The 22,854-nt window shown below is 37.8% G+C and carries 23 protein-coding genes and 1 pseudogene; 22 read left to right on the forward strand and 2 right to left on the reverse strand.

Translation table 11 applies throughout. The annotated features are described in order from the left end of the window. Window positions 1-255: 255 nt before the first annotated feature. The 8 genes from spoIIIAA to GD441_RS03120 are packed head-to-tail and all read left to right on the forward strand — an operon-like array spanning window position 256 to window position 5,442. Window positions 256-1,179, forward strand: coding sequence for a stage III sporulation protein AA (spoIIIAA, locus tag GD441_RS03085; RefSeq protein ID WP_153123555.1), 924 nt, complete (start codon window positions 256-258; stop codon window positions 1,177-1,179). Further along, window positions 1,180-1,695 carry a stage III sporulation protein SpoIIIAB gene (gene spoIIIAB / locus GD441_RS03090; RefSeq protein ID WP_153123556.1) on the forward strand — a complete coding sequence of 172 codons (516 nt, stop codon included), beginning with the start codon at window positions 1,180-1,182 and terminating at the stop codon, window positions 1,693-1,695. A gap of 21 nt (window positions 1,696-1,716) precedes the next feature. Further along, window positions 1,717-1,923, forward strand: a complete 207-nt coding sequence (gene spoIIIAC / locus GD441_RS03095) for a stage III sporulation protein AC (RefSeq protein ID WP_153123558.1) — start codon at window positions 1,717-1,719, stop codon at window positions 1,921-1,923. A gap of 8 nt (window positions 1,924-1,931) precedes the next feature. After that, window positions 1,932-2,327, forward strand: a complete 396-nt coding sequence (gene spoIIIAD / locus GD441_RS03100; RefSeq protein WP_153123560.1) for a stage III sporulation protein AD — start codon at window positions 1,932-1,934, stop codon at window positions 2,325-2,327. Window positions 2,328-2,351: 24 nt separating this feature from the next. Further along, the gene (gene spoIIIAE, locus GD441_RS03105) at window positions 2,352-3,575 is read left to right on the forward strand and encodes a stage III sporulation protein AE (RefSeq protein ID WP_153123562.1); all 1,224 of its coding nucleotides are present in this window, start codon (window positions 2,352-2,354) and stop codon (window positions 3,573-3,575) included. A gap of 12 nt (window positions 3,576-3,587) precedes the next feature. After that, window positions 3,588-4,214, forward strand: coding sequence for a stage III sporulation protein AF (gene spoIIIAF, locus GD441_RS03110; RefSeq protein ID WP_153123564.1), 627 nt, complete (start codon window positions 3,588-3,590; stop codon window positions 4,212-4,214). Beyond that, window positions 4,204-4,872, forward strand: coding sequence for a stage III sporulation protein AG (gene spoIIIAG / locus GD441_RS03115; RefSeq protein ID WP_153123566.1), 669 nt, complete (start codon window positions 4,204-4,206; stop codon window positions 4,870-4,872). Before spoIIIAF ends, spoIIIAG begins: the two co-directional genes overlap by 11 nt. 12 nt (window positions 4,873-4,884) lie before the next feature. After that, the gene (locus tag GD441_RS03120) at window positions 4,885-5,442 is read left to right on the forward strand and encodes a SpoIIIAH-like family protein (protein WP_153123568.1); all 558 of its coding nucleotides are present in this window, start codon (window positions 4,885-4,887) and stop codon (window positions 5,440-5,442) included. A 485-nt stretch (window positions 5,443-5,927) separates the two neighbouring features. On the opposite strand, the gene GD441_RS03125 is transcribed toward GD441_RS03120, so the two are convergent. Continuing rightward, window positions 5,928-7,421, reverse strand: a complete 1,494-nt coding sequence (locus tag GD441_RS03125; RefSeq protein ID WP_153123570.1) for a methyl-accepting chemotaxis protein — start codon at window positions 7,419-7,421, stop codon at window positions 5,928-5,930. 357 nt (window positions 7,422-7,778) lie between these two features. Between GD441_RS03125 and accB the strand changes: the two genes are divergently transcribed. The 14 genes from accB (at window position 7,779) to spo0A (ending at window position 22,398) form a co-directional block, all read left to right on the forward strand. Beyond that, the gene (gene accB, locus GD441_RS03130) at window positions 7,779-8,291 is read left to right on the forward strand and encodes an acetyl-CoA carboxylase biotin carboxyl carrier protein (protein WP_153123571.1); all 513 of its coding nucleotides are present in this window, start codon (window positions 7,779-7,781) and stop codon (window positions 8,289-8,291) included. Window positions 8,292-8,305: 14 nt separating this feature from the next. Further along, window positions 8,306-9,658 carry an acetyl-CoA carboxylase biotin carboxylase subunit gene (accC, locus tag GD441_RS03135; protein ID WP_153123573.1) on the forward strand — a complete coding sequence of 451 codons (1,353 nt, stop codon included), beginning with the start codon at window positions 8,306-8,308 and terminating at the stop codon, window positions 9,656-9,658. Between the two features lie 25 nt (window positions 9,659-9,683). Beyond that, window positions 9,684-10,091 (forward strand): Asp23/Gls24 family envelope stress response protein, encoded by a 408-nt coding sequence (locus GD441_RS03140; protein ID WP_153123575.1) that lies wholly within the window; start codon window positions 9,684-9,686, stop codon window positions 10,089-10,091. A gap of 372 nt (window positions 10,092-10,463) precedes the next feature. Further along, entirely contained in the window at window positions 10,464-10,856 is a 393-nt protein-coding gene (gene nusB / locus GD441_RS03145) for a transcription antitermination factor NusB (RefSeq protein WP_153123577.1), read from the forward strand. 100 nt (window positions 10,857-10,956) lie between these two features. Then, window positions 10,957-11,832 carry a bifunctional methylenetetrahydrofolate dehydrogenase/methenyltetrahydrofolate cyclohydrolase FolD gene (gene folD / locus GD441_RS03150; RefSeq protein ID WP_153123579.1) on the forward strand — a complete coding sequence of 292 codons (876 nt, stop codon included), beginning with the start codon at window positions 10,957-10,959 and terminating at the stop codon, window positions 11,830-11,832. A 98-nt stretch (window positions 11,833-11,930) separates the two neighbouring features. Next, window positions 11,931-13,283, forward strand: coding sequence for an exodeoxyribonuclease VII large subunit (gene xseA, locus GD441_RS03155; RefSeq protein ID WP_153123581.1), 1,353 nt, complete (start codon window positions 11,931-11,933; stop codon window positions 13,281-13,283). After that, the gene (gene xseB, locus GD441_RS03160; protein ID WP_153123583.1) at window positions 13,276-13,515 is read left to right on the forward strand and encodes an exodeoxyribonuclease VII small subunit; all 240 of its coding nucleotides are present in this window, start codon (window positions 13,276-13,278) and stop codon (window positions 13,513-13,515) included. The genes xseA and xseB overlap by 8 nt, the downstream gene beginning before the upstream one ends. Beyond that, complete coding sequence (locus tag GD441_RS03165) at window positions 13,512-14,399, forward strand: polyprenyl synthetase family protein (RefSeq protein WP_153123585.1); 888 nt, start codon at window positions 13,512-13,514, stop codon at window positions 14,397-14,399. Before xseB ends, GD441_RS03165 begins: the two co-directional genes overlap by 4 nt. A gap of 333 nt (window positions 14,400-14,732) precedes the next feature. After that, window positions 14,733-16,625 carry a 1-deoxy-D-xylulose-5-phosphate synthase gene (dxs, locus tag GD441_RS03170; RefSeq protein ID WP_153123587.1) on the forward strand — a complete coding sequence of 631 codons (1,893 nt, stop codon included), beginning with the start codon at window positions 14,733-14,735 and terminating at the stop codon, window positions 16,623-16,625. A 4-nt stretch (window positions 16,626-16,629) separates the two neighbouring features. Then, window positions 16,630-17,484, forward strand: a complete 855-nt coding sequence (locus GD441_RS03175) for a TlyA family RNA methyltransferase (protein ID WP_153123589.1) — start codon at window positions 16,630-16,632, stop codon at window positions 17,482-17,484. Window positions 17,485-17,652: 168 nt separating this feature from the next. Further along, a complete protein-coding gene (ahrC, locus tag GD441_RS03180; protein ID WP_153123591.1) occupies window positions 17,653-18,102 on the forward strand; it encodes a transcriptional regulator AhrC/ArgR in 450 nt (149 codons plus the stop codon). A 20-nt stretch (window positions 18,103-18,122) separates the two neighbouring features. Next, on the forward strand, window positions 18,123-19,841 hold the full coding sequence (gene recN, locus GD441_RS03185; protein ID WP_153123593.1) for a DNA repair protein RecN: 1,719 nt from the start codon (window positions 18,123-18,125) through the stop codon (window positions 19,839-19,841). A gap of 162 nt (window positions 19,842-20,003) precedes the next feature. After that, window positions 20,004-21,296 (forward strand): SpoIVB peptidase, encoded by a 1,293-nt coding sequence (gene spoIVB, locus GD441_RS03190; RefSeq protein ID WP_153123595.1) that lies wholly within the window; start codon window positions 20,004-20,006, stop codon window positions 21,294-21,296. A 304-nt stretch (window positions 21,297-21,600) separates the two neighbouring features. Then, window positions 21,601-22,398, forward strand: coding sequence for a sporulation transcription factor Spo0A (spo0A, locus tag GD441_RS03195; RefSeq protein WP_153123597.1), 798 nt, complete (start codon window positions 21,601-21,603; stop codon window positions 22,396-22,398). Window positions 22,399-22,715: 317 nt separating this feature from the next. Here spo0A and GD441_RS03200 read toward each other — a convergent pair. Further along, window positions 22,716-22,854 (reverse strand): annotated as a pseudogene (locus GD441_RS03200) (IS4 family transposase); the annotation flags it as partial.

The raw sequence follows: 22,854 nt of genomic DNA on the forward strand, positions 1-22,854 counted from the left end.
TCCTGTCACAATCGATTCAAGTTGAACAATGTTGTCACATTTTTATTTGCATCCTTTTATAACTGCTAATTGTTTCATTAAATCTTCTGCTATGAGCCTCGGTTTTGAATCTTGTATTTCCATTCCGTTTTCTGAATATTTACCTTTTTAGATCTGCAGTACGATCCGTTCATACCTTCTATTCGTTTCTGTCATATTCTTTCGTGACAAGCCATACATTTAAATATTGAAAGACAGGCTATAGGAGGAACCAGTATGGATTCCGTTTTACGCTTTTTACCACGCAAATTGTCTCTGCCTTTTGATATTCTTCCTACGGATATCCGAAGCAACATAGAAGAGATTAGAATTCGTATCGGAAAACCTATTGAAGTTTCCGTTTCAGGGCAGCCTATTTTTTTATCTGTGTATGTAAGTGAAGAAGATGCCTTACAACTAATCAATAATTTAAGTCAGTTTTCGTTTTATACATTAGATGAGGAATTGAAAAGAGGATATATCACCATTCAAGGTGGTCATCGGGTTGGGCTTGCAGGGAAAGTTATATTGGAGAATGGGCGTGTGAAAGCGATCAGGGAAATATCTTCTTTTAATATTCGGATTGCAAGGGAAAAAATTGGTGTTGCCCATCACATTTTACCCTATTTATATACGAATCATTGGCGTCACACGATGATCATAGGACCGCCGCAAACTGGTAAAACCACTCTTCTACGGGATTTAGCTAGAGTTGTTTCTACTGGATATGAAAAACTTGATATTCCACCGCGAAAAGTCGGAATTGTGGACGAGCGCTCTGAAATTGCAGGCTGTGTAAAGGGGGTTCCACAACTTCAATTTGGACACAGAGTGGACGTTTTAGATGGATGCCCAAAAGCAGAAGGCATGATGATGCTTATACGTTCTATGTCACCAGACGTATTGATTGCTGATGAAATTGGACGTGAAGAAGATGCTGATTCAGTGCTGGAAGCTGCAAACGCAGGAATAAAACTTATGATAACTACTCATGGAGCAAGCCTTGAAGAAATAAAAAGCCGACCTACAATCAAAAAGATCTTAGATTTAAAGATCTTTGAACGATTTATTGAGTTGAGAAGGGAAGAAACATCAGGGCTAATATCCACTGTATTTGATCATATGGGTAATAACTTAATGGTAGAAATGGATGTGACATAAATGATGAAACTACTGGGGGCAGTATTTATTCTCATTGCCACAACATGGAGTGGGTTTGAAGCTTCGAAACATTTAAGTCAAAGACCGAGACAGCTGCGTCAGCTAAAGGTTGCTCTTCAGTCACTCGAGGCTGAAATCATGTTCGGACATACCCCATTAAGAGAGGCTTCTTTCAAACTGGCCAAGCAAATGCCGAAGCCGATTAACTGGTTTTTTGAATCATTTGGCAAAAAACTTAATCGAACAGATATCAATGTCAAAACGGCTTGGGATGAAAGCTTACATGAAGTTTGGAAATGGCTTGCATTGAAGCAAACCGAATATGAAATACTGTCTCAATTTGGGGAAACACTCGGACAATATGATCGTTACCACCAGCAAAAGCATATTTTGCTGGCGATTGCACATCTAGAGAGGGAAGAACAGGATGCACTCGAAAGACAAGGAAAATATGAAAAAATGGTTAAAAGCTTAGGTTTTCTTGCTGGGTTGCTGTTAATTATTATACTTGCTTAATGAAAAATAGGAGGAGTAAGGATGGGCATAGAGGTAGGATTAATTTTTAAAATCGCTGGAATCGGAATCATTATTGCATTCATTAATACCTTGCTTGAACAAATCAATAAAAAAGAATACGCGCAATGGGTTACATTATTTGGATTTATTTACATTCTTTTTATGGTTGCAAACGTAATGGATGACTTGTTCCAAAAGATCAAGTCGGTCTTTTTGTTTCAAGGCTAAGGGAGGGATTGACTATTGAAATCATAAAAATTGTTGGTATATCGCTCATTGCTACCTTTCTTGCCCTATTAGTGAAAGAGCAAAAACCGAACTTTGCGTTCTTACTCGTTGTGTTTGTAGGATGTTTGATTTTTTTATTTTTAGTAGATCAAATTTACGAAATTATTACCATGCTTCAAAACATTGCAAGACAAGCAAATGTCAATATGGTTTATTTAGAAACCATTTTAAAAATTATCGGCATTGCCTATATTGCTGAGTTTGCAGCTCAAATAACGAAAGATGCAGGCCAAGGAGCCTTATCATCCAAAATTGAGCTTGCTGGAAAAATCCTCATTCTAGCGATGGCTATACCCATACTCACGGTGATTATTGAAACCATTTTAAATATGATTCCAAGCTAAGAAGGAAGGTTGTTGAGGTGAGAAATGAAGCAATTGACGCTCTACATTTTAATAGCTAGTATGTTTGTATTATGGACTGCTTCTACAGGATATGCTTCACCGAACAGCAACGGAGTGGATGGAAATTCTCAATCAGAGCAAAACGCAAGTCCGAATTTACAGGATAGTATGGTGCAGTCTCAAATAGAAAAGCTTGGAGTCGACGAGCTTAAATCCTTTTGGGACCAAATTGTAACAGATTACGGAGGTTTTTTACCTGAAAGCCAAAAAGGGAGTTTTTATGATTTTGTAAGTGGGGAGAAGCAGTTTTCCTTTTCACAATGGTTTAAAGGAATAACAAAATTTATTTTTCATGAATTACTGGTGAATGGTAAACTGCTAGGAACCTTACTATTACTCACCATATTCAGCATGTTCCTTCAATCCTTGCAAAATTCCTTTGAAAAAAGCTCCATCAGTAAAGTTGCCTATGCCATCGTGTTCATGGTGCTAATCATCATTGCATTAAACAGTTTCCATGTTGCGATCGGTTATACAAAAGAAACGATTGATTTCATGATTTCTTTTATTCTTTCACTTATTCCGATGCTCCTGGCATTAATTGCTGCTTCAGGAGGTATCGTTTCAGCAGCTTTTTTCCATCCGGTATTGCTTTTTTTAATGAACACAAGCGGCCTTTTAGTCAGCAAAGTTGTTTTGCCACTATTATTTCTTGCGGCTCTATTAAGCATTGTGAGCACTCTTTCAGAAAATTATAAAGTCACCCAGCTGGCACAGCTATTAAGAAATTGGAGTATTGGCTTGTTAGGGATTTTTATGACAGTGTTTTTGGCTGTCATATCGGTGCAGGGAGCCACATCTGCTGTTGCTGATGGTGTCACGATCCGGACAGCAAAATTTTTGACAGGGAATTTCGTTCCAGTGATTGGAAAAATGTTTTCGGATGCTACCGATACTGTCATGAACGCATCTGTACTTTTGAAAAACACGGTAGGTATGGCGGGAGTCATTATTCTTTTATTAATCACGATCTTCCCAGCTATCAAAATTTTAGTTGTAGCTTTTGTATATAAATTATCTGCAGCACTTTTACAACCGATTGGCGGAGGGCCAGTTATAAAATGCCTGGACATTATCTCAAAGAGCATGATGTATATTTTTGCGGCGCTAGCCATCGTGTCAATCATGTTTTTTTTAAGTATTACGGTCATCATTGCAGCAGGTAATGTAACGCTCATGGTTAGATAGGGGGGAGGAATGATGGACTTTTTAACAACCTGGATTACGAATATTATTTTATTTATTCTACTGGCAATCGTCGTTGAAATGCTCCTTCCAAACTCTTCGATGCAAAAATACGCCAAAATGGTGATAGGGCTGTTGTTAATCGCGATTATTATAACTCCGATCTTTAAGCTGCTATCAACAGATTTTGAAAAGCTAATCACAACGGCAACAGAATCAGAGCAGGCAGAAAAATTTTCACTCGAAAATTCAACAGAATTAAAGAAAAAGGAAATACAAGCTGCACAACATGCATATATTTTAGAACAGATGGCTGTCCAACTTAGGGCAGAAGTGGAAGAGGAGTTGATGGAGCAATATAAAATGGAAATCAAAAACATAGACATTCAGTTAAAGCAATCGGAACAACCACAATTGCCACAAGATTTAAGTAGTGTATCCATCGAGGTAGCTCCTTCAAAGAGTGATGCTTCTAGAGCGATCGAAACGGTTTCTCGAGTCGAAATTAGTACAAACTCTCCTCATGAGGAAAAGGAAGAATGGAAGAAAATTCGAAGCTATTTGGCATCGAAATGGGGGATCACGGAAGAGAGAATCGTGATTGAGGGAGAGAAAGGAGGGGCAGAGGAGATTGAAAGATAGTAAAGGGCCTTTTGACTGGTTTCAAGCGCTCTTCAGTAAACGGAAGAAGAGTGAAGAAGAGAGTCCAAAAGAAAAAAAATCGATTTTTTTATATGTGCAAGTTGTGCTCATTCTTGGTATAGCCATCATGTTGGCCAGTAACTTCATTTCCTCCGATCAAGGTCTTTCAACCGAACAAGCTCTCCCTGTATTTAATGAAAAGGAAGAGTCGAAGGATGTAGAAGCATTTGGAAGGCGAAACGATAGCACGGACCAATCCATCGTTGATTATGAAAAAAACTATGAAAACCAAATCAAGGAAGCGTTAGAATCCATTGCGGGTGTAGAGGATGTAACGGTTGTCGTTAATGTAGATGCTTCTGAAAGGAAAATATACGAGAAAAACTATGTAACACAAAAACAAATAACAGATGAAACGGACAGAGAAGGTGGCAAAAGAATTGTCGAGGACTCTTCAAAGGACGAGAAGCTAGTAATCATTCGCAATGGGGAAAAAGAAGTGCCGATCATACAAGAAACAAAGAAGCCATCTATCCGAGGTGTGTTAGTGGTCGCAAAAGGTGCTGATAATATCCAAGTGAAAAAATGGATTGTGGAAGCAGTTACCAGAGCTTTGGATATTCCGAGTCATCGAGTGGCAGTTATGCCAAAAAAATAAGGGGGAATAGGAATGTTATTGAAAAAACAAACAGTTTGGTTATTGACAATGTTAAGTTTAGTTGTGGTATTGTCCGTATATTATGTAACAACACCTGAGCAACCTGCAACGAATATGGCAGCAACAGAGCAAAAAGAAGATAATAAGAAAGAAACCGATCAGGCGTCCAAAGCAAAAGAAGACAGTGGTCAAGCAAAAGCGGTTGTCACACCTGCAAACGATGAAATGTTCGAGGCTTTAAGAATGGAAATTACAGATGATAGAAACAAGCTGATGGAAGAATTAACAGTGATGATGGCCAACACGGAGCTTTCGGCAGAGCAACGTAATGAAGCCCATGAAAAGATTAAACAATTAACAGAACTTAATACAAAAGAAGGTATTTTGGAAACATTAATTGTTTCAATGGGATATGATGCAGCACTGGTTAGAGCTGATGGACATGACGTTCGTGTAACGGTAAAAGCGGATAAGCCTTCTGCTTCTGCAGCCAATGATATCATTCAATTAGTTGGAAAAGAAATCAACGGGATGCAAAACGTAGTGGTAGAATTCCAACCGAAGAAATAGAAAAACGGAAAGCACCTGCTTTAAAGGAGCGTCTAAAACACGACGTTCCTTTTTTTAGTAGGAAAAATCCAGTTTTGTATTTTTTTATTGGTGTTTTCGTAAATTTTGTTGTTTTTTAGTGTAAATTAACTTTAAATCTCTGAGTTGATTGTAGCGGAGGGTACTTTACTCCTAGAAAATACATTCGCATTTCCTTCGTGCGGTGTTTATTCGAGGAAGCTTATCAATGTTCTGCGGGAAAAAGAGGAAAGTGGGAGACCCCACAGGCGGTCCGCCGAGGAGTGACATCCTTCCCCACGGAAAGCAAGTGCCTCTCGCTGCAATCAACGGGCAATCTTTAAAGTCTAAAAACAACAATCTATTTGAAAAGAGCCTTTTTAATTAGAATCAACCAAATCAAGTTATTTTTTCTTCAAAATGGGGTATCCAAAAGCCGAAAATCGACTTATTGGACCCCCCTTCCTGATACCTATTACTAGAAAAAATTAACCTCTGTCATCTTGACTATATATGTCTACTATTTTCTCCAATGACGAATTTGCTTTTTCAACGGAAGCAAACAATAAAGAATTTTGATGGGCTTGAGCTTGGGTATTTGAAGCCAATTCTTGAAGCTGGGCGCTTGATTGTTCAATGATGGCGCTGAACTCGTTGACCGATTGAGCTACCGTCTTTGAAGAATCTTCAATTGAGCGAATGTGATCATGGGATTCTTGAATTTTCTCCTTCAACAAGGAGACGTGTTTAAATATTTCTGAAAAAGCAAGTTTTGAATTATGAGCTAGCGTTAAGTTTGATTTCATCTGATTAGATGCGTTGACTATACTCTCATTATTGTTCTCGGTTTCAGATTGCACAGAATCAAGGTTAGAAGAGATTAAAGCAGCTGTTTGGCTTGTAATTTCAGCCAGTTTTCTTACTTCTTCCGCTACGACAGCAAATCCTTTTCCGCTATCTCCAGCTCTTGCTGCTTCGATTGATGCATTAAGCGCTAAAAGGTTTGTCTGCTGAGAAATTTGTTGTATATTTTTAACATAGCCTACTGCCTCATTCACTTCTGAAGTTAAGGTCTCTGTTCGCTTTACAATTTCATTCGTTAAATCATAATATTTTTCTAATTCTCTTTCAAGCGTCTCGACTAATGTTTGGCCAGTAAATCCGGCTTTTTCTGTCTGTTCTGAATTTTGTAAAAGCTGTTTTGATATTTCCATAAGTTCTTCTACCATTTGAGAAGTGTTAGCAACCGCACCATTGATATCTTGAATCGTATCAGATTGAACTTGAACACCGGAAGCAAGCTCTGTAATGGATGTTGACATTTCGTTTACTGCCGTATGGTTCTCAAAGCTTCGATCTTTGACAGTTGCCATCATGTTTTTGAGTACAAATGTATTATCTTTCAATATTTCTTTTATTTCCATGTCCCTTTTTAAAAGTTTTTCCGTTTCCATTTGGATTTTCGTTAATTGATTGGACATATTATTTGAGATTGCAAGCTGAAAATACAGTAATATGCTAACTAGACCATGTAAAAGAAAAACGGTTACATAATTTTTGGTTTCGAGTGGTAAGACATCATGATTAAAAAAGGTATACAGTATCAGCACTCCAAAGCCTAATAAAGACCCGAGCAAGAGTACAAACTTATCCATGTAAATCGCTGTTGTAGCAATAACAAAATACACTAAAATATAAGCAGTTGCTGATACACTGTTTTGCATAATGATAAAAATGACAACAGCTACAATGCTAGCAGCCAAATAGGGTATGATATGAATCCAGCGGTTTGTATAATGAAGGAAAGCTATAATTCCGACGCCTAGTCCTCCACCTATAATAATGGAGAGAATGACTGCAAGGTCTTTTTTCATCGCAATATCAACAATTGCAGCTAGTATGACAGATACTAAAGTAGCTTTGACTACTAAACTGTTTTTTTGCATTAATGTTTCTGATTTTAAAGCCTCTATTGTACTCACTATTTGTTCACCTCATAAATAGATTCGAAATTACTATTATTTTTATACTAGATTCATTTTCCAAAACCCTCCAAAATTCTACAAAGCCCTATAATTAATGTTTCTATATTACTATTAAAAATTCCTCTCTGAATATTCACAATTTATAAATAAAAGATTATTATTATTTATAGATTTATTAAAGGTGGAAGAGTTGTTGAATTTTGACTAGATATTATCGTATGATATTAGTATCTAGTCATAAAAAGTGTGGCTAATACGACAAATAGTGCATGTATAAAATTAGTCAGCTTTTTTCCTGTTTAAAAGGATAACTTTGATACCAATACTATAAATAGTGGGATAGGGGTGTATGAAATGTTAAAAGTTCAAGAAATTAGAGAACTGATCAAACTTGTCAATCAATCCAACATTGACGAATTTGAGTATGAACAAGAAGGTACTAGGATTAAAATGAAAAAATCAACCGCTGGATCTGCTACGCAAGCACCGGTAATCCAGCAGTCGGTGGTTGAAAAGCCTGAAGTTGCAGTTGTTCAGCCCCCTCAGGCTACAGTAGCTGCAAAAGTGGAAACAACCGTTCAACAGCCAGTTCAGGAAGTACAACAGAAAGAAAAAGAAGATTCAAATCTACATAAAATCACGTCACCTATGGTTGGTACATTCTATCAATCTCCATCACCTGGGGCGGACGCTTATGTCAAACCAGGTTCCAGAGTTACAAAGGATTCGATCGTATGTATCGTGGAAGCAATGAAGCTGTTTAATGAAATTGAGGCTGAAGTCGATGGAGAAATAGTAGAAGTATTAGTAAAAGATGGCCAATTGGTTGAATATGGACAGCCTTTATTTTTGGTGAAAGTTGATTAAGGAGCGTCATTGCTATGATAAAAAAGCTATTAGTGGCAAATAGAGGAGAAATTGCTGTCCGCGTCATCCGTGCATGTAAGGAGCTTGGCATTGAAACAGTAGCGGTTTATTCAGAGGCTGACCGTGATGCGTTACATGTTCAGCTTGCGGATGAAGCATATTGTATTGGCCCGAAAACTTCAAAAGATAGCTATTTGAATTTTACCAATATCATTAGTACAGCTAAGCTGACTGGTTGTGATGCCATTCATCCAGGCTACGGTTTTTTAGCAGAAAATGCTGACTTCGCTGAGTTGTGTCGTGAATGCAGCATCACGTTTGTCGGTCCAACACCTGAAGCTATTTCGAAAATGGGTACGAAGGATGTAGCGAGAGAAACCATGAGAAAAGCAGGTGTTCCAATCGTTCCTGGGTCTCAAGGAATCATTAAAGACGTGGATGATGCACTAGAATTAGCAGAGGAAATCGGTTACCCTGTTATCATTAAAGCGACTGCTGGTGGAGGGGGTAAGGGAATCCGTGTTGCAAGAACAAAGGAAGAACTAGTCAAGGGTATTCAAATGACCCAGCAGGAAGCAATGACAGCGTTTGGTAACCCGGGTGTATATATTGAAAAATTCATTGAAGAATTCAGACACGTTGAAATCCAGGTGCTGGCTGACCAGTATGGAAATACCATTCATTTAGGAGAAAGAGATTGTTCCATTCAAAGAAGGATGCAAAAGCTTCTTGAAGAAACCCCGTCACCAGCCATTGACGGAGAAATTAGAAAAGAAATGGGAGAAGCTGCTGTCAAAGCAGCCTTAGCTGTTGAATATACTGGCGCCGGAACTGTAGAATTTATATATGACTATCAAAACAGACAGTTTTATTTTATGGAAATGAATACACGCATCCAAGTTGAGCACCCTGTAACCGAAATGGTGACGGGAGTTGACTTAATTAAAGAGCAAATAAAGGTTGCATCCGGAGAAAAACTTTGTTTAACTCAAGAAGAGGTCTCTTTCACAGGATGGGCAATCGAGTGCAGAATCAATGCTGAAAATCCAGAGAAGAACTTTATGCCTTCTCCTGGAAAAATAAATATGTACCTGCCGCCTGGGGGATATGGAGTGAGAATTGACTCAGCAGCCTATCCTGGCTATTCAATCCCACCCTATTATGATTCTATGATTGCAAAGGTCATCACTCATGGAAAAACACGTGAGGAAGCGATCGCACGCATGAAAAGAGCATTGGGAGAATTTGTAATAGAAGGCATACACACAACGATTCCTTTCCATCTAAAGCTATTACAGCATGAAAAATTCGTAGAAGGAGACTTTAATACAAAGTTTCTTGAATTATATGACGTTATGAAGTCATAATATAAGGACATTGGAGGTGTTGAATATGGCAGAAAACAATATGTTAGAAATGAAACAAGCAACCGACAGCTTAGGTAAAGTAGAAATAGCTCCGGAAGTGATTGAAGTGATTGCGGGGATCGCTGCTTCAGAAGTTGAAGGAGTTGCACAAATGCGTGGGAACTTCGCATCGGGTGTTGTTGAGAGACTAGGAAAGAAAAACCACGGAAAAGGTGTAAAGGTCGAATTGTCCGATGAAGCTATTAAAGTGGATGTATATTGTGTAATGAAATTTGGCGTATCCATTCCAAAGGTCGCACAAGAAGTCCAAGATAATATTCGACAAGCCTTGCTAAACATGACTGCTTTAGAAGCTGATGAAGTAAACATCCATGTTGTGGGAGTGCAATTTGAATCAGCTAAACAAGAAGTCGAATTGAATGAGGAAATTTAATTAAGTCAAACTAACTGTCCAAAATTATTTTTGGGCAGTTTTTTTAGGGAATAATAGAGAGGTAGACACATGAATGAATCCTCAGATGTTGAAACTGTTCCCATTTATGCTTACAATAAATAATGTTTTTTCTTCATAAAGGAAGCTCAATATTACCAAAGGAGTTTCAGAGTAGTATTTTTCTCTCTTGCCTATTTAAAAATTATGATTATTAAGTTTTTCCTTATGTTCCACTAATTTTTGGGTAAAAATAAGACTGAAATTAAAATAAACTCTTAATAATTATGAATATACTACCCTCCATTGTTCGTTTATGCTATTATTTCTATAATGAAAATCGAAAAAGACCAATACTTAAAAAGGAGTTCATAAATGAAGAGAAGAGAAGCGAGAGAAAAAGCTTTACAGGCTCTTTTTCAAATTGATTTGGCGAATGCCGATGTAAATGAAGCGATTGAAAGCGTGCTAGAAGATCGAAAAAGTGACGAATATTTTGAATTTCTCGTGCGAGGAACAGCTGACAAAAAACAAGAAATTGATGAAATCATTAAAAAAAATCTCGAAAAGTGGAGATTGGAACGTTTAGCGAATGTAGATCGTAATATCCTGAGACTCGCTGTTTTTGAAATGTTGGATAGTGAGGAAACACCCGTAAAGGTTGTAATTGATGAAGCAATTGAAATTGCAAAGCTTTATGGCGATGAATCTTCCGGCAAATTTGTTAATGCAGTTCTTTCTAAAGTAAAAACTTATTTAAATAAGTGATTCCCGTGTTTGAAGTTTTTTGATGTCAAGTGAATATCTTCTATTCACTTGGCTTAATCATAATGTTTTGCCAGATATAAAGGTAAGAGAGGGAGAGAAAATGACAGCAAAAATCATTGATGGAAAAGAAATTGCACACAAGGTAAGAAAAAATATTGCCAAGGAAGTGGAAATTCTTAAGGCGAAAAAAATTACCCCTGGTCTAGCCGTTATTTTAGTAGGAAATAATCAGGCTTCTAGAGCATATGTGACCATGAAGGAAAAAGCGTGTAAAGAGCTTGGTATGTACTCATTATTGCTTGAATATCCGGAAGACTTGGGGCAAGATGAGCTTCTTTCCAAAATTGAAGAATTGAATCAGGATAAAAGCATACATGGAATTCTTGTTCAGCTTCCGCTTCCGAAACAAATCAATGAAATGGCAGTAATTGAAGCGATCTCTCCTGAAAAAGATGTAGATGGTTTCCACCCAATAAATATCGGTCGAATGATGACTGGACAGGATGCTTTTTATCCTTGTACACCATATGGCATTATGGTCATGCTAGAGCATATAGGCTATGATGTTGCCGGAAAGCATGCAGTGATCGTTGGAAGAAGCAATATTGTCGGAAAGCCATCTGGTCAGCTTTTCTTAAATAAAAATGCGACAGTAACCTATTGTCACTCTAGAACTACAGATTTGGCTTATCATACTAAACAGGCCGATATTTTAGTCGCTGCTGTCGGAATCCGGAATTTAATTACTGCAGAACACGTCAAACCTGGGGCAGTAGTTATCGATGTGGGAATGAATCGTGACGACGAAGGAAAGCTTTGTGGAGATGTAGATTTCGATGCAGTAAAAAACATTGCTTCCTACATAACTCCAGTCCCTAAAGGTGTAGGACCAATGACCATTACGATGCTGTTATTTAACACATTAAAGTCTGCCAAAAAAATTCATGAAAAAGAACTTCAAGCACTGAACTGTTAAGAAAAAGCATTTAATACTTAAAAGTATCTGCCCACTTGTTTATAATAACAGGAGGGCAGTTTTTTTACCTTAAAAGTTTTTTATAAGGAGACATTCCATTGAGCGTTCAAGGTTATCTAACCGTATCTGCTTTAACTAAATATATAAAAAGAAAATTTGATAGGGATCCGCATTTGCAAGAAGTGTACATAAAAGGAGAAATCTCAAATTTAAAGATTCATTCTAGCGGACATATGTATTTTACATTAAAGGACGACAAAGCTCGGCTCCTAGCTGTTATGTTCAACCATAACAATCTTTCACTCTCTTTTCAACCTGAAAACGGCATGAAGGTGTTAGTGAAAGGTGCTATTTCTGTTTATGAACAATCTGGTCAATACCAGATCTATGTAAAAGAAATGTCTCAGGATGGCCTTGGGGATTTATTTGTCCGTTTTGAGGAGTTAAAGAACAAGCTTTTAAAAGAAGGACTTTTTTCTCCTGAATATAAAAAGCCTCTTCCACAATACCCAAAAACGATCGGCATTGTGACATCACCAACTGGAGCAGCTATTCGCGATATTCTGATTACCTTAAAACGAAGATACCCAATTGGAAATGTTCTACTTTTTCCTGCGCTGGTCCAAGGAGCCAATGCTCCTGCTTCCATATCAAGAGCAATCGAAAAAGCTAACAGCTATGATCTGGATGTATTAATTGTAGGTCGAGGGGGAGGTTCTATTGAGGAGCTTTGGGCCTTTAATGAGGAAGAGGTTGCAAGAGCGATCTTTGCGTCTACTATTCCTATCATTTCTGCTGTAGGCCATGAAACAGATACGACAATAGCTGATTTTGTTGCGGATGTTAGAGCAGCAACACCTACTGCAGCTGCTGAGCTTGCTGCTCCGAGCAGGGATGAATTAAAAAGAAAAATCGATATGATTCAAACTCGTTTGTCAAGGGCAATCGCGACGAAAGTAAGCCAGAAGGAAGCCTTGCTTGAGCGTTTGGAGAAATCCTATGCTTTCCGATATCCGCAAAAACTGTATGAACAAAAAATCGAACAGCTAGACCGAACATTTGAAAGTTTACATAAGAGTGGAATCCGTTATTTTATGAAAAAAATGGACCATTATAAGAGTTTAGCCTCTGTATTACAAAAACATCATCCTCAAAACCGCATGGAGCAAATGAGATCTGAATTACAAAGACAATACCGTAGCTTAAACAGATCGTTACTCAATATCTTGAAATTAAAGGAAAAAGAGTTTTCAGGGACCAATGGAAAGCTTCTTATGCTAAACCCCTTACAAATCATGGAAAGAGGCTACAGTGTGGTTTTTGATGATGAAGAAAAATTGATAAAAAGCCAAGAGCAGGTAAAGATTGGAGACGAAATCGAAGTCGTCTTAAAAGACGGTCGCCTCCGCTGCGAAGTGAAAAACAAGAAGGAGAACGAATGGAATGAATAAAGAAAAAGAATGGACTTTTGAAGAAGCGTTAGAACAGCTTGAAGCAATTGTCGAGCAATTAGAAGAAGGGGATGTTCCCTTAGAAGAAGCTATTGCCATTTACAAAAAAGGGATGGACTTATCAAGAATTTGCCACAGCAAATTGGATGCTGTTCAAAAAGAGCTTGCACAAATTGTCAATGAAGATGGAGAAATTTCCCCATTTAAAATTTCAGAGGAGGAGAAAGAATGACATCTTCCTCTTTTAAGGAGTTCACCTCCTTTTATAAAAAAAGAATCGATGAAAAACTAGTGCAATACGTAAATGAGCTTACAATGCCTGCTACTTTAAAAAAATCAATGATCTATTCACTTGAAGCGGGTGGGAAAAGAATCCGACCTCTTCTATTATTTGCTGTACTTAAGTCCTTTCAAAAGGATATTGAAATGGGATTACCTGCAGCTTGTGCGCTTGAAATGATTCATACTTATTCGCTAATCCATGATGATCTTCCAAGTATGGATGACGATGACTTAAGAAGAGGAAAGCCGACCAACCACAAAGTTTTTGGAGAAGCAATGGCAATCTTGGCAGGTGATGCCTTACTGACTTATAGCTTTCAAATTTTGGCGGAAATGAAAGACATATCCCCGGAACAGCGCTTGTCGCTTATTACGCTAATTGCTAAATCAGCAGGTGCAGAAGGCATGGTCGGAGGACAAACAGCTGATATGGAGGGAGAAGGCAAGCAGTTAACGCTTGAGGAATTAGAATACATCCATAAAAATAAAACCGGAAAACTTTTATCTGCTAGCGTGATGGCTGGAGCCATACTTGCAGAAGCAAATGATGAACAGAAGCACCATTTAGAAAGATTTGCTTATCATATCGGACTGGCTTTTCAAATTAGGGACGATATTCTTGATATAGAAGGAAACGAAGAACAAATCGGAAAGCCTGTAGGTAGTGATGAAATAAATAATAAAAGCACTTACCCGTCATTGCTGACGCTTGATGGTGCGAAGGAAAAGCTTCGAGAAGAAATGGAAGCAGCCAAACAACATTTAGAAAATGCTCATTTGGAAGATCCGATCCTCTTTGAATTAATGGAGTTCATTGGAAAAAGGGTTAGTTAGGATGAATTTCTTGTCCAGCTCTAAGTGTGAGATCTTCGGGTAAAATAAAAGCGAAACTTCTTCTTCTGGTGAAGAACATGGCTTTGATTGGACGTCGTGACGTCGACGTTTGCCACAGGACATGCCAGGACGTTCTTTTAATAAAGAACGAATCGTGCGCATTCTACATTTCATTTCCCTTTTCTAATTTGAGATGGAAAATGTTTTGTGTTATATTAAATGAGAAAAAAACTAACGTCTTTTGGCTTGCCAGGTGCAAGCCTTTTATATACTTGCTTATAAAGTTTCGCAGAATCCAAAATGCGGAAATAAGAAAGAAAGTGAGTGATCCTGTTGGATCTTTTATCGATAAAGGACCCTTCTTTTTTAAAGGGGCTGAACAAAAGTGAACTTGAAAAGCTGAGTCAAGACATCAGGAATTTTCTTATCGAAAAGCTTTCCGTCACAGGGGGCCATATTGGTCCAAACCTTGGGGTCGTTGAATTAACGATTGCGTTACATCGAGAATTTAATAGCCCGCAGGATAAAATCATATGGGATGTCGGTCATCAATCATACGTACATAAGATTTTGACCGGAAGAGCGTGCGAATTTGATACGCTTAGAAAATACAAAGGTCTTTGTGGATTTCCTAAGCGATCGGAAAGTGAACATGATGTTTGGGAAACGGGACATAGTTCGACTTCCCTGTCTGCTGCCATGGGCATGGCGATTGCTAGAGATTTAAAGAAGGAAAAGAGTTATATTCTCCCTGTTATCGGAGATGGCGCCCTTACCGGTGGGATGGCTCTTGAAGCGTTAAACCATATTGGTCATGAGAAAAAAGATATCATTGTCATCTTAAATGATAACGAAATGTCCATTGCACCGAATGTAGGGGCTCTTCATAATGTGCTTGGACAGCTTCGTACGGCAGGTAAGTATAATTGGGTAAAAGATGAGCTTGAATATTTGCTGAAAAAAATACCTGCTGTAGGTGGGAAGCTAGCGAACACAGCCGAGCGTTTGAAGGATAGCTTGAAATATTTGTTTGTTTCCGGCATGTTCTTTGAAGAATTAGGCTTTACTTATTTTGGTCCGGTAGACGGTCACAATTACGATGATTTATTCGAAAATCTTAGATATGCGAAAAAGACATCAGGTCCAGTCCTATTGCATGTTATAACAAAAAAAGGAAAAGGCTATCATCCAGCAGAATCTGATAAAACGGGTACATGGCACGGTACTGGTCCTTATAAAATTGAAACAGGTGCATTTGTGAAGCCTGAACAATCTCCTCCGGCCTGGAGCTCTCTTGTTAGCGAAACAGTTCGCAGGCTTGCTAGAGAGGACGAAAGAATTGTTGCGATTACACCTGCCATGCCTGTTGGTTCAAAACTGGAAGGCTTTGCGTCTGAATTTCCGGACAGGATGTTTGATGTAGGGATTGCTGAGCAGCATGCAGCAACCGTGGCAGCAGGTCTGGCAATCCAAAACATGAAACCATTTTTAGCAATTTATTCTACGTTCTTACAAAGAGCGTACGATCAAGTTGTGCATGATATTTGTAGACAAAATTTGAATGTTTTTATCGGTATTGACCGAGCAGGCCTAGTTGGAGCAGATGGGGAGACCCATCAAGGGGTTTTTGATATTGCATTTCTGCGCCACTTACCAAATATCGTCTTGATGATGCCTAAGGATGAAAATGAAGGACAGCATATGGTAAATACCGCAATAAAATATGATGATGGTCCAATCGCTCTTAGATTCCCAAGGGGGAATGGATATGGTGTTGAAATGGATAAGGAATTAAAAGTCATTCCGATCGGAAGCTGGGAAGTTTTGAAGGACGGAAAAGACGCAGTGATCCTAACCTTCGGAACAACGATTCCTATGTGCATGGAAGCGGCTCAAAGATTAGAAAAACAAGGTATTTCTGTAAAGGTTGTCAACGCTCGTTTCATCAAACCGATGGATTTGGATATGCTAAAGGACATCTTTTCAACAAACGCTCCAATATTAACCGTAGAAGAAGCGTGCTTGCAGGGTGGTTTTGGTAGCGGAGTACTTGAGCATGCTCAAGAAATGGGTTATCACAATCTCGTTATTGAAAGAATGGGAATTCCGGACCGCTTCATAGAGCACGGAAGCGTTGATGAATTATTAGAGGAAATAGGCCTAACAACTGAGAATATCGTAAATAAAATGACGATGATTGTACCAAAAAAACAAAAAAGGGCTTAGTGGAATGAAAGTGAAAAAGGAAAGAATTGATGTTTTACTCGTTGAACAGGGTTTAGCTGAAACGAGAGAAAAAGCAAAGAGGGCTATTATGGCAGGACTCGTTTATGTTAACGAGGAAAGAGTTGACAAGCCGGGTGAGAAAATTCCTGTTGATTCAAAAATCAGTGTTAAAGGTCAGGTCATGCCTTATGTATCTCGGGGAGGATTTAAGCTTGAAAAGGCATTAAAAACCTTTGATGTGAATATTAAGGACAAAGTCCTGCTTGATATTGGAGCTTCCACTGGTGGATTTACGGATTGCGCTCTTCAAAATGGGGCGAAAATGTCCTATGCTTTAGATGTAGGATATAACCAACTGGCATGGAAACTGCGGCAGGACGAAAGAGTAGTGGTGATGGAGAGAACAAATTTTAGGTATGTCACCCCTGCCGATCTTTCTGGTGAAATGCCTAATTTTGCAAGTATTGATGTTTCGTTTATTTCGTTAACTCTTATCCTTCCTGTTCTTAAAACACTTCTTGTACCAAACAGTGATGTGATTGCTTTGATTAAGCCTCATTTTGAAGCTGGTCGAGAACAGGTTGGAAAAAAAGGGATTGTTAGGGATCCAAAAATTCACTTAGAAGTCATTCAAAAAGTTACAAACTTTGCCTTACAAATGGGTTACGATGTGAAAAACCTTTCCTATTCCCCAATTACAGGTGGAGATGGAAATATTGAATTCTTGCTTCATTTATTTTGGGCAGGAAAAAAAGAAGGCGAAGGAGCTATATTCATATCTGAAGCTTTTATCCGAAAAGTTGTCGATGAAGCCCATTCAAGCCTAAAAAAAGAAATTCAGCAAAATGAACAAGGATAGATGGATCCCGAGAAGCAAAATTGTTTCTCGGGTTTTATTTAGGTACACCCTTGAACACTTCGTTTTCTAAATAAAATGCATGTACATTCATAAAGAAACAAGGTATCATTTTTTATGATAGGGTTTGTAAAAAATAAGATGTAAACAAGCCATATAAAGAGGTGCAATATGAATAAAGGTCAACGACATATAAAAATTAGAGAAATCATTGCGAATCATGATATTGAGACTCAAGATGAGCTTGTTGATGAGCTTAGAAAAGCAGGATTTAATGTGACACAGGCTACAGTCTCTAGGGATATTAAGGAGCTTCATCTAGTCAAGGTACCGTTGATGGACGGCCGCTATAAATATAGTCTTCCAGCTGATCAAAGATTTAATCCTTTGCAAAAACTGAAAAGAGCATTAATTGATGCCTTTATTAGAATTGATTCTGCTAGTCATTTACTGGTTATGAAAACATTGCCTGGAAACGCGCAAGCGATCGGGGCGTTAATTGATAATTTAGACTGGGATGAGATTTTAGGAACGATTTGTGGTGACGATACTTGTTTAATTATTTGTCGTACTCCTGAGGATACTCAAGTCATTTCACAACGATTTTTGGACATGCTCTAATTTGAATTGAGGTGAATGATTTGTTAGTCGAATTATCCATAAAGAATTTTGCCATCATTGAAGCCCTTTCCATTTCTTTTAAAAAGGGCTTAACTGTTTTAACTGGTGAAACCGGTGCTGGGAAATCCATTATTATCGATGCTGTCCATTTGCTGGCAGGTGGAAGGGGTTCTTCTGAATTTGTTAGACATGGAGAAGAAAAAGCGGAAATAGAAGGGTTGTTTGTCATTGATGACAACCATCCTGTCATGGAAAAAGCCGAACAATTCGGTATTGACATATCAGACGGAATGATCGTATTAAGAAGAGACATTTCTGAATCGGGAAAAAGTATTTGCCGTATAAACGGAAAGCTCGTCACCATTTCGATTTTACGAGAAGTCGGTCGAACTCTTATTGATATCCATGGACAGCATGAACACCAAGAGCTAATGGAAAGTAGCTATCATCTGCCTTTATTAGATCAATTTGGTGGCGAAAAGATCGCGAAAGCTTTAAAAGAGTATGAAGATTTATATAAGAAATTTGATACGCTTCAAAAACAATGGAAGAGTCTGAATCAAAATGAACAGCAAATGGCTCATAGGCTAGATTTAATTAAATTTCAATATGATGAAATCAAGAAAGCAGACCTGAAGCTTCATGAAGATGAAGAACTTATGGAAGAAAGAAAAAAAATCATGAATTTCGAGCGGATTTATGAGGGCCTAAAAAACAGTTATGATGCATTAAGAAACGAGCAAGGTGCACTTGATTGGCTTGCAGTTGCAATGAATCATCTTGAAGAGGCAGCCGAGCTTGACGATGACCTTCAAGGAGTTTCTGAAAATGTTTCAAACAGCTTTTACCTTCTGGAAGAAGCAGCAACAACAATACGTAATCGTTTAGAGCTATTGGAATATGATCCACATCGATTGGATATGATTGAAAGCAGATTAAACGAAATCAATCAATTAAAAAGAAAATATGGGAAAAGTGTTGAAGATATTTTAGAGTATTTCTCAAAAATTGAAGAGGAGATTGAAACACTTCAAAATCGGGAAACTCATTTAACGAAGCTGGAAAAAGAATTGTCTTCTGTAAAGAAGGATATCCTTGTAGAAGCAGCCAATTTGTCAGCTGTAAGACAGGAATTTGCCAAAACACTCACCAAACTAATACATCGTGAACTGAAAGAATTATATATGGAGAAAACCGTCTTTGAAGTAAGATTCCATAAGAAAGGTACAGCCATTCAAAACGTGGAAGATAACGAAATCGGAAAGCAAGGTTTGGATGAGGTCGAATTTTATATTTCTACCAACCCAGGTGAACCACTAAAGCCTCTCTCTAAAGTTGCTTCCGGAGGCGAATTATCAAGAATTATGCTGGCATTAAAAAACATTTTTTCTAAGCATCAAGGCATTACCTCTATCATTTTTGATGAAGTAGATACAGGTGTTAGCGGAAGGGTTGCGCAGGCGATTGCCGAAAAGATTTATAAAGTTTCCGTTGATTCTCAAGTACTGTGTATTTCACATCTTCCACAGGTTGCAGCAATGGCAGATACTCATCTCTATATTTCTAAGCAAACCATTGACGGTAGAACGAAAACCACTGTTAAGCCTCTTGATGATGAGGAGAAAACAAAAGAAATTGGTCGTATGATCTCCGGTGTTGAAATCACAGATTTGACAAAGCAACACGCAAAAGAATTGATCGAACAGGCTAATTCTATAAAGGCAGTACATATTAGTTAAGTACTGGAAAAATTATCAACTAGAAAAAGCTATGCATTGTAAAGCTATCCAAAAACGGATAGCTTTTATTTATGTAAGGGGTTATAAATGACCATTCCGAAGGCAAAATTAAAAGTGTAGCCATGAAAAGTGTGTGGATTAGAAGCGAGGAGAGTGAAAAGATTGAAGCTTGCTTTTCTAAGAAAAATTATTGGTGGAGTTCTCCTTGTTTCGCTCCTTTCATTAGGATTTTTTCAGCCTGTAAGACAAATGGTTTCCATTCCTACAAAAGTCATTCTGTTTGAGGGGGAAAAATATGTTTTCCCACAAGCCATGCCGGTTTCAACAAAAGTGGCAAAAAACGCTGGCATCCGTGTTAATCAAAAAGATGATGAAGTCATTTTAGATGCGGATGCACCAGGTACTAACCAATTGTTGATGGATTTTGCCGGATTACCTGTTAAAAAAGTGGATGTTGAAGTGCTGAAGAACTTCAAGGTCTTACCTGGTGGACAGTCTATTGGTGTAAAGTTAAACACAATAGGAGTGCTTGTAGTTGGTCATCACCTCATTGACACGAAAGACGGTAAAAAATCACCAGGGGAAATTGCCGGAGTTAAAAGTGGAGACATCATAACAGAAATTAACGGAAAGAAAATAATGGGAATGAACGACGTTTCTGAACATGTTCAATCAGCTGGTGAGGATGGGAAGCCTCTTGAACTGGTCATTATAAGAGATGAACAACAAATAAAAACAAAGCTCGTCCCTCTAAAAGATCAAAATGAAAATATATTCAAGCTTGGACTTTATATTAGAGATTCGGCTGCTGGAATAGGGACTATGACCTTTTATCATCCCCAATCAAAAAAATATGGTGCTCTCGGACATGTTATTTCTGATATAGATACAAAAAAGCCAATCGTTGTTAAAGACGGACAAGTAGTTCGTTCGACAGTCACATCGATTGAAAAAGGTAGTAATGGCAATCCAGGTGAAAAGTTAGCACGATTTTCATCCGAAAAAGAAATAATCGGCACAATTAATCGAAATAGTCCATTTGGTATTTTTGGGAAGCTGAATAAGCAAATTCTAAATGGAATGATGGATAAGCCGCTGCCTATTACCCTATCCCATCAAGTAAAAGAAGGGCCTGCTCAAATCCTCACAGTGGTAGACGGTTCTAAAGTAGAAAAGTTTGACATTGAAATCGTCAGCTCCATTCCACAAAAATTTCCAGCCATTAAAGGAATGGTCATTAAAATTACAGATGAGAAGTTATTGAAAAAGACCGGAGGCATTGTACAAGGAATGAGTGGAAGCCCCATTATTCAAGATGGAAAACTGGTTGGTGCAGTTACCCACGTTTTTGTAAACGATCCAACTAGTGGCTATGGTGTTCATATTGAATGGATGTTGAATGAAGCAGGAATCAATATATATGAAAAAGCTGATGCTGTTCCAAAAGCTAGCTAATTGATAAAAATCATCAAACATCTCGGATAATGAGGTGTTTGATTTTTTTATCGGAAAAATGAACAAAATTGTGACGATAATCATGATTCCATATGTTACAATATGCTCGTAAAGATTTTTCGACATTTATACGAGTTTGCTCGAAAATAGTCGAAAAACAGAGAAAATAAAAGGAAATGAAAGATTTTCTGTATTTTTTATAATTAATAAAGGATTTTTTTAGCGTTTGTCGAAAACGTTATTTACGAATAAATTTTTACTAAATTAGAAAAAATGTGAAGTTTTTTTGAGGAGGAAACAAAGGGTGAAGAAGGTTAAAGTATGTATTGTAGATGATAATAAAGAACTGGTTAACTTATTGGAGGAATACATCTCTTCCCAGGACGATATGGAAGTGATTGGCGTTGCATATAACGGTCAGGATTGTTTGAATATGCTTCAAACTTGCGAGCCAGATGTGCTAGTACTGGACATCATCATGCCACATTTGGATGGTCTAGCCGTTTTAGGCAAATTAAGAAGCTCTGCTCGTTCATCACAACCAAATGTCATTATGCTTACTGCCTTTGGTCAGGAGGATGTTACAAAGAAAGCCGTAGAGCTTGGAGCTTCCTATTTTATCTTAAAGCCTTTTGATATGGAGAATTTGGGAAATCATATAAGACAAGTCAGCAACCAAAATGGAAATGTGACTCTATCTAAAAAAACAGCAACCAATTCATATAGATCATCTATGGAAGCGAAACCAAAAAATTTAGATGCAAGTATTACAAGCATCATTCATGAAATCGGTGTACCGGCTCATATAAAAGGCTATTTATATTTAAGAGAAGCCATTTCAATGGTCTATAACGATATTGAATTACTTGGTTCGATTACGAAGGTTCTCTATCCAGATATTGCAAAGAAATATAACACGACGGCTAGTCGCGTAGAGCGTGCGATTCGCCATGCGATTGAAGTTGCTTGGAGCAGAGGCAATATTGATTCGATTTCATCTCTTTTCGGTTATACAGTTAGCATGTCCAAAGCAAAGCCTACAAACAGTGAATTTATCGCGATGGTCGCTGACAAACTACGGTTAGAGCATAAAGCTTCTTGAAAAGAGTAAGATGTATTTTTCCTTAAAATCATACTTTAACACCCAGAAAAAACACTGGATTAATTTTAATCCGGTGTTTTGTGCTTTTATTCAATCTATTTTTATTGTTTTATGAGTGTAAACTTATTCAGCTTTTTGTTAAATATTTTTCATTTTTTATAAAAAATTTCACTAGTGTTGCATAAATATTGTCGCAATTTTCAGTTTTATTATTTTTTCTGTTTAGAGCCAAAAAGGTAAATACCCAATTATAGGTGACTCCATCCATTTGGAAATTTATTGACAATTAGACCTGTGCGACGACGACAATTTACTTATTAAGGGATGGCTTTTCCTTCAATTTTTCGAAGCCAGATATGCGCTGGTTTCCACAATGCAGCCCTTAAATAACGGCTAATTTGTAAGGTTTTTCGCGTACTATTTGTTTCGATTTGTGCCAGAACATGTAGGCAAAAA

The organism is Peribacillus tepidiphilus, assembly GCF_009466385.1.
Classification (GTDB): domain Bacteria; phylum Bacillota; class Bacilli; order Bacillales; family DSM-1321; genus Bacillus_BN; species Bacillus_BN tepidiphilus.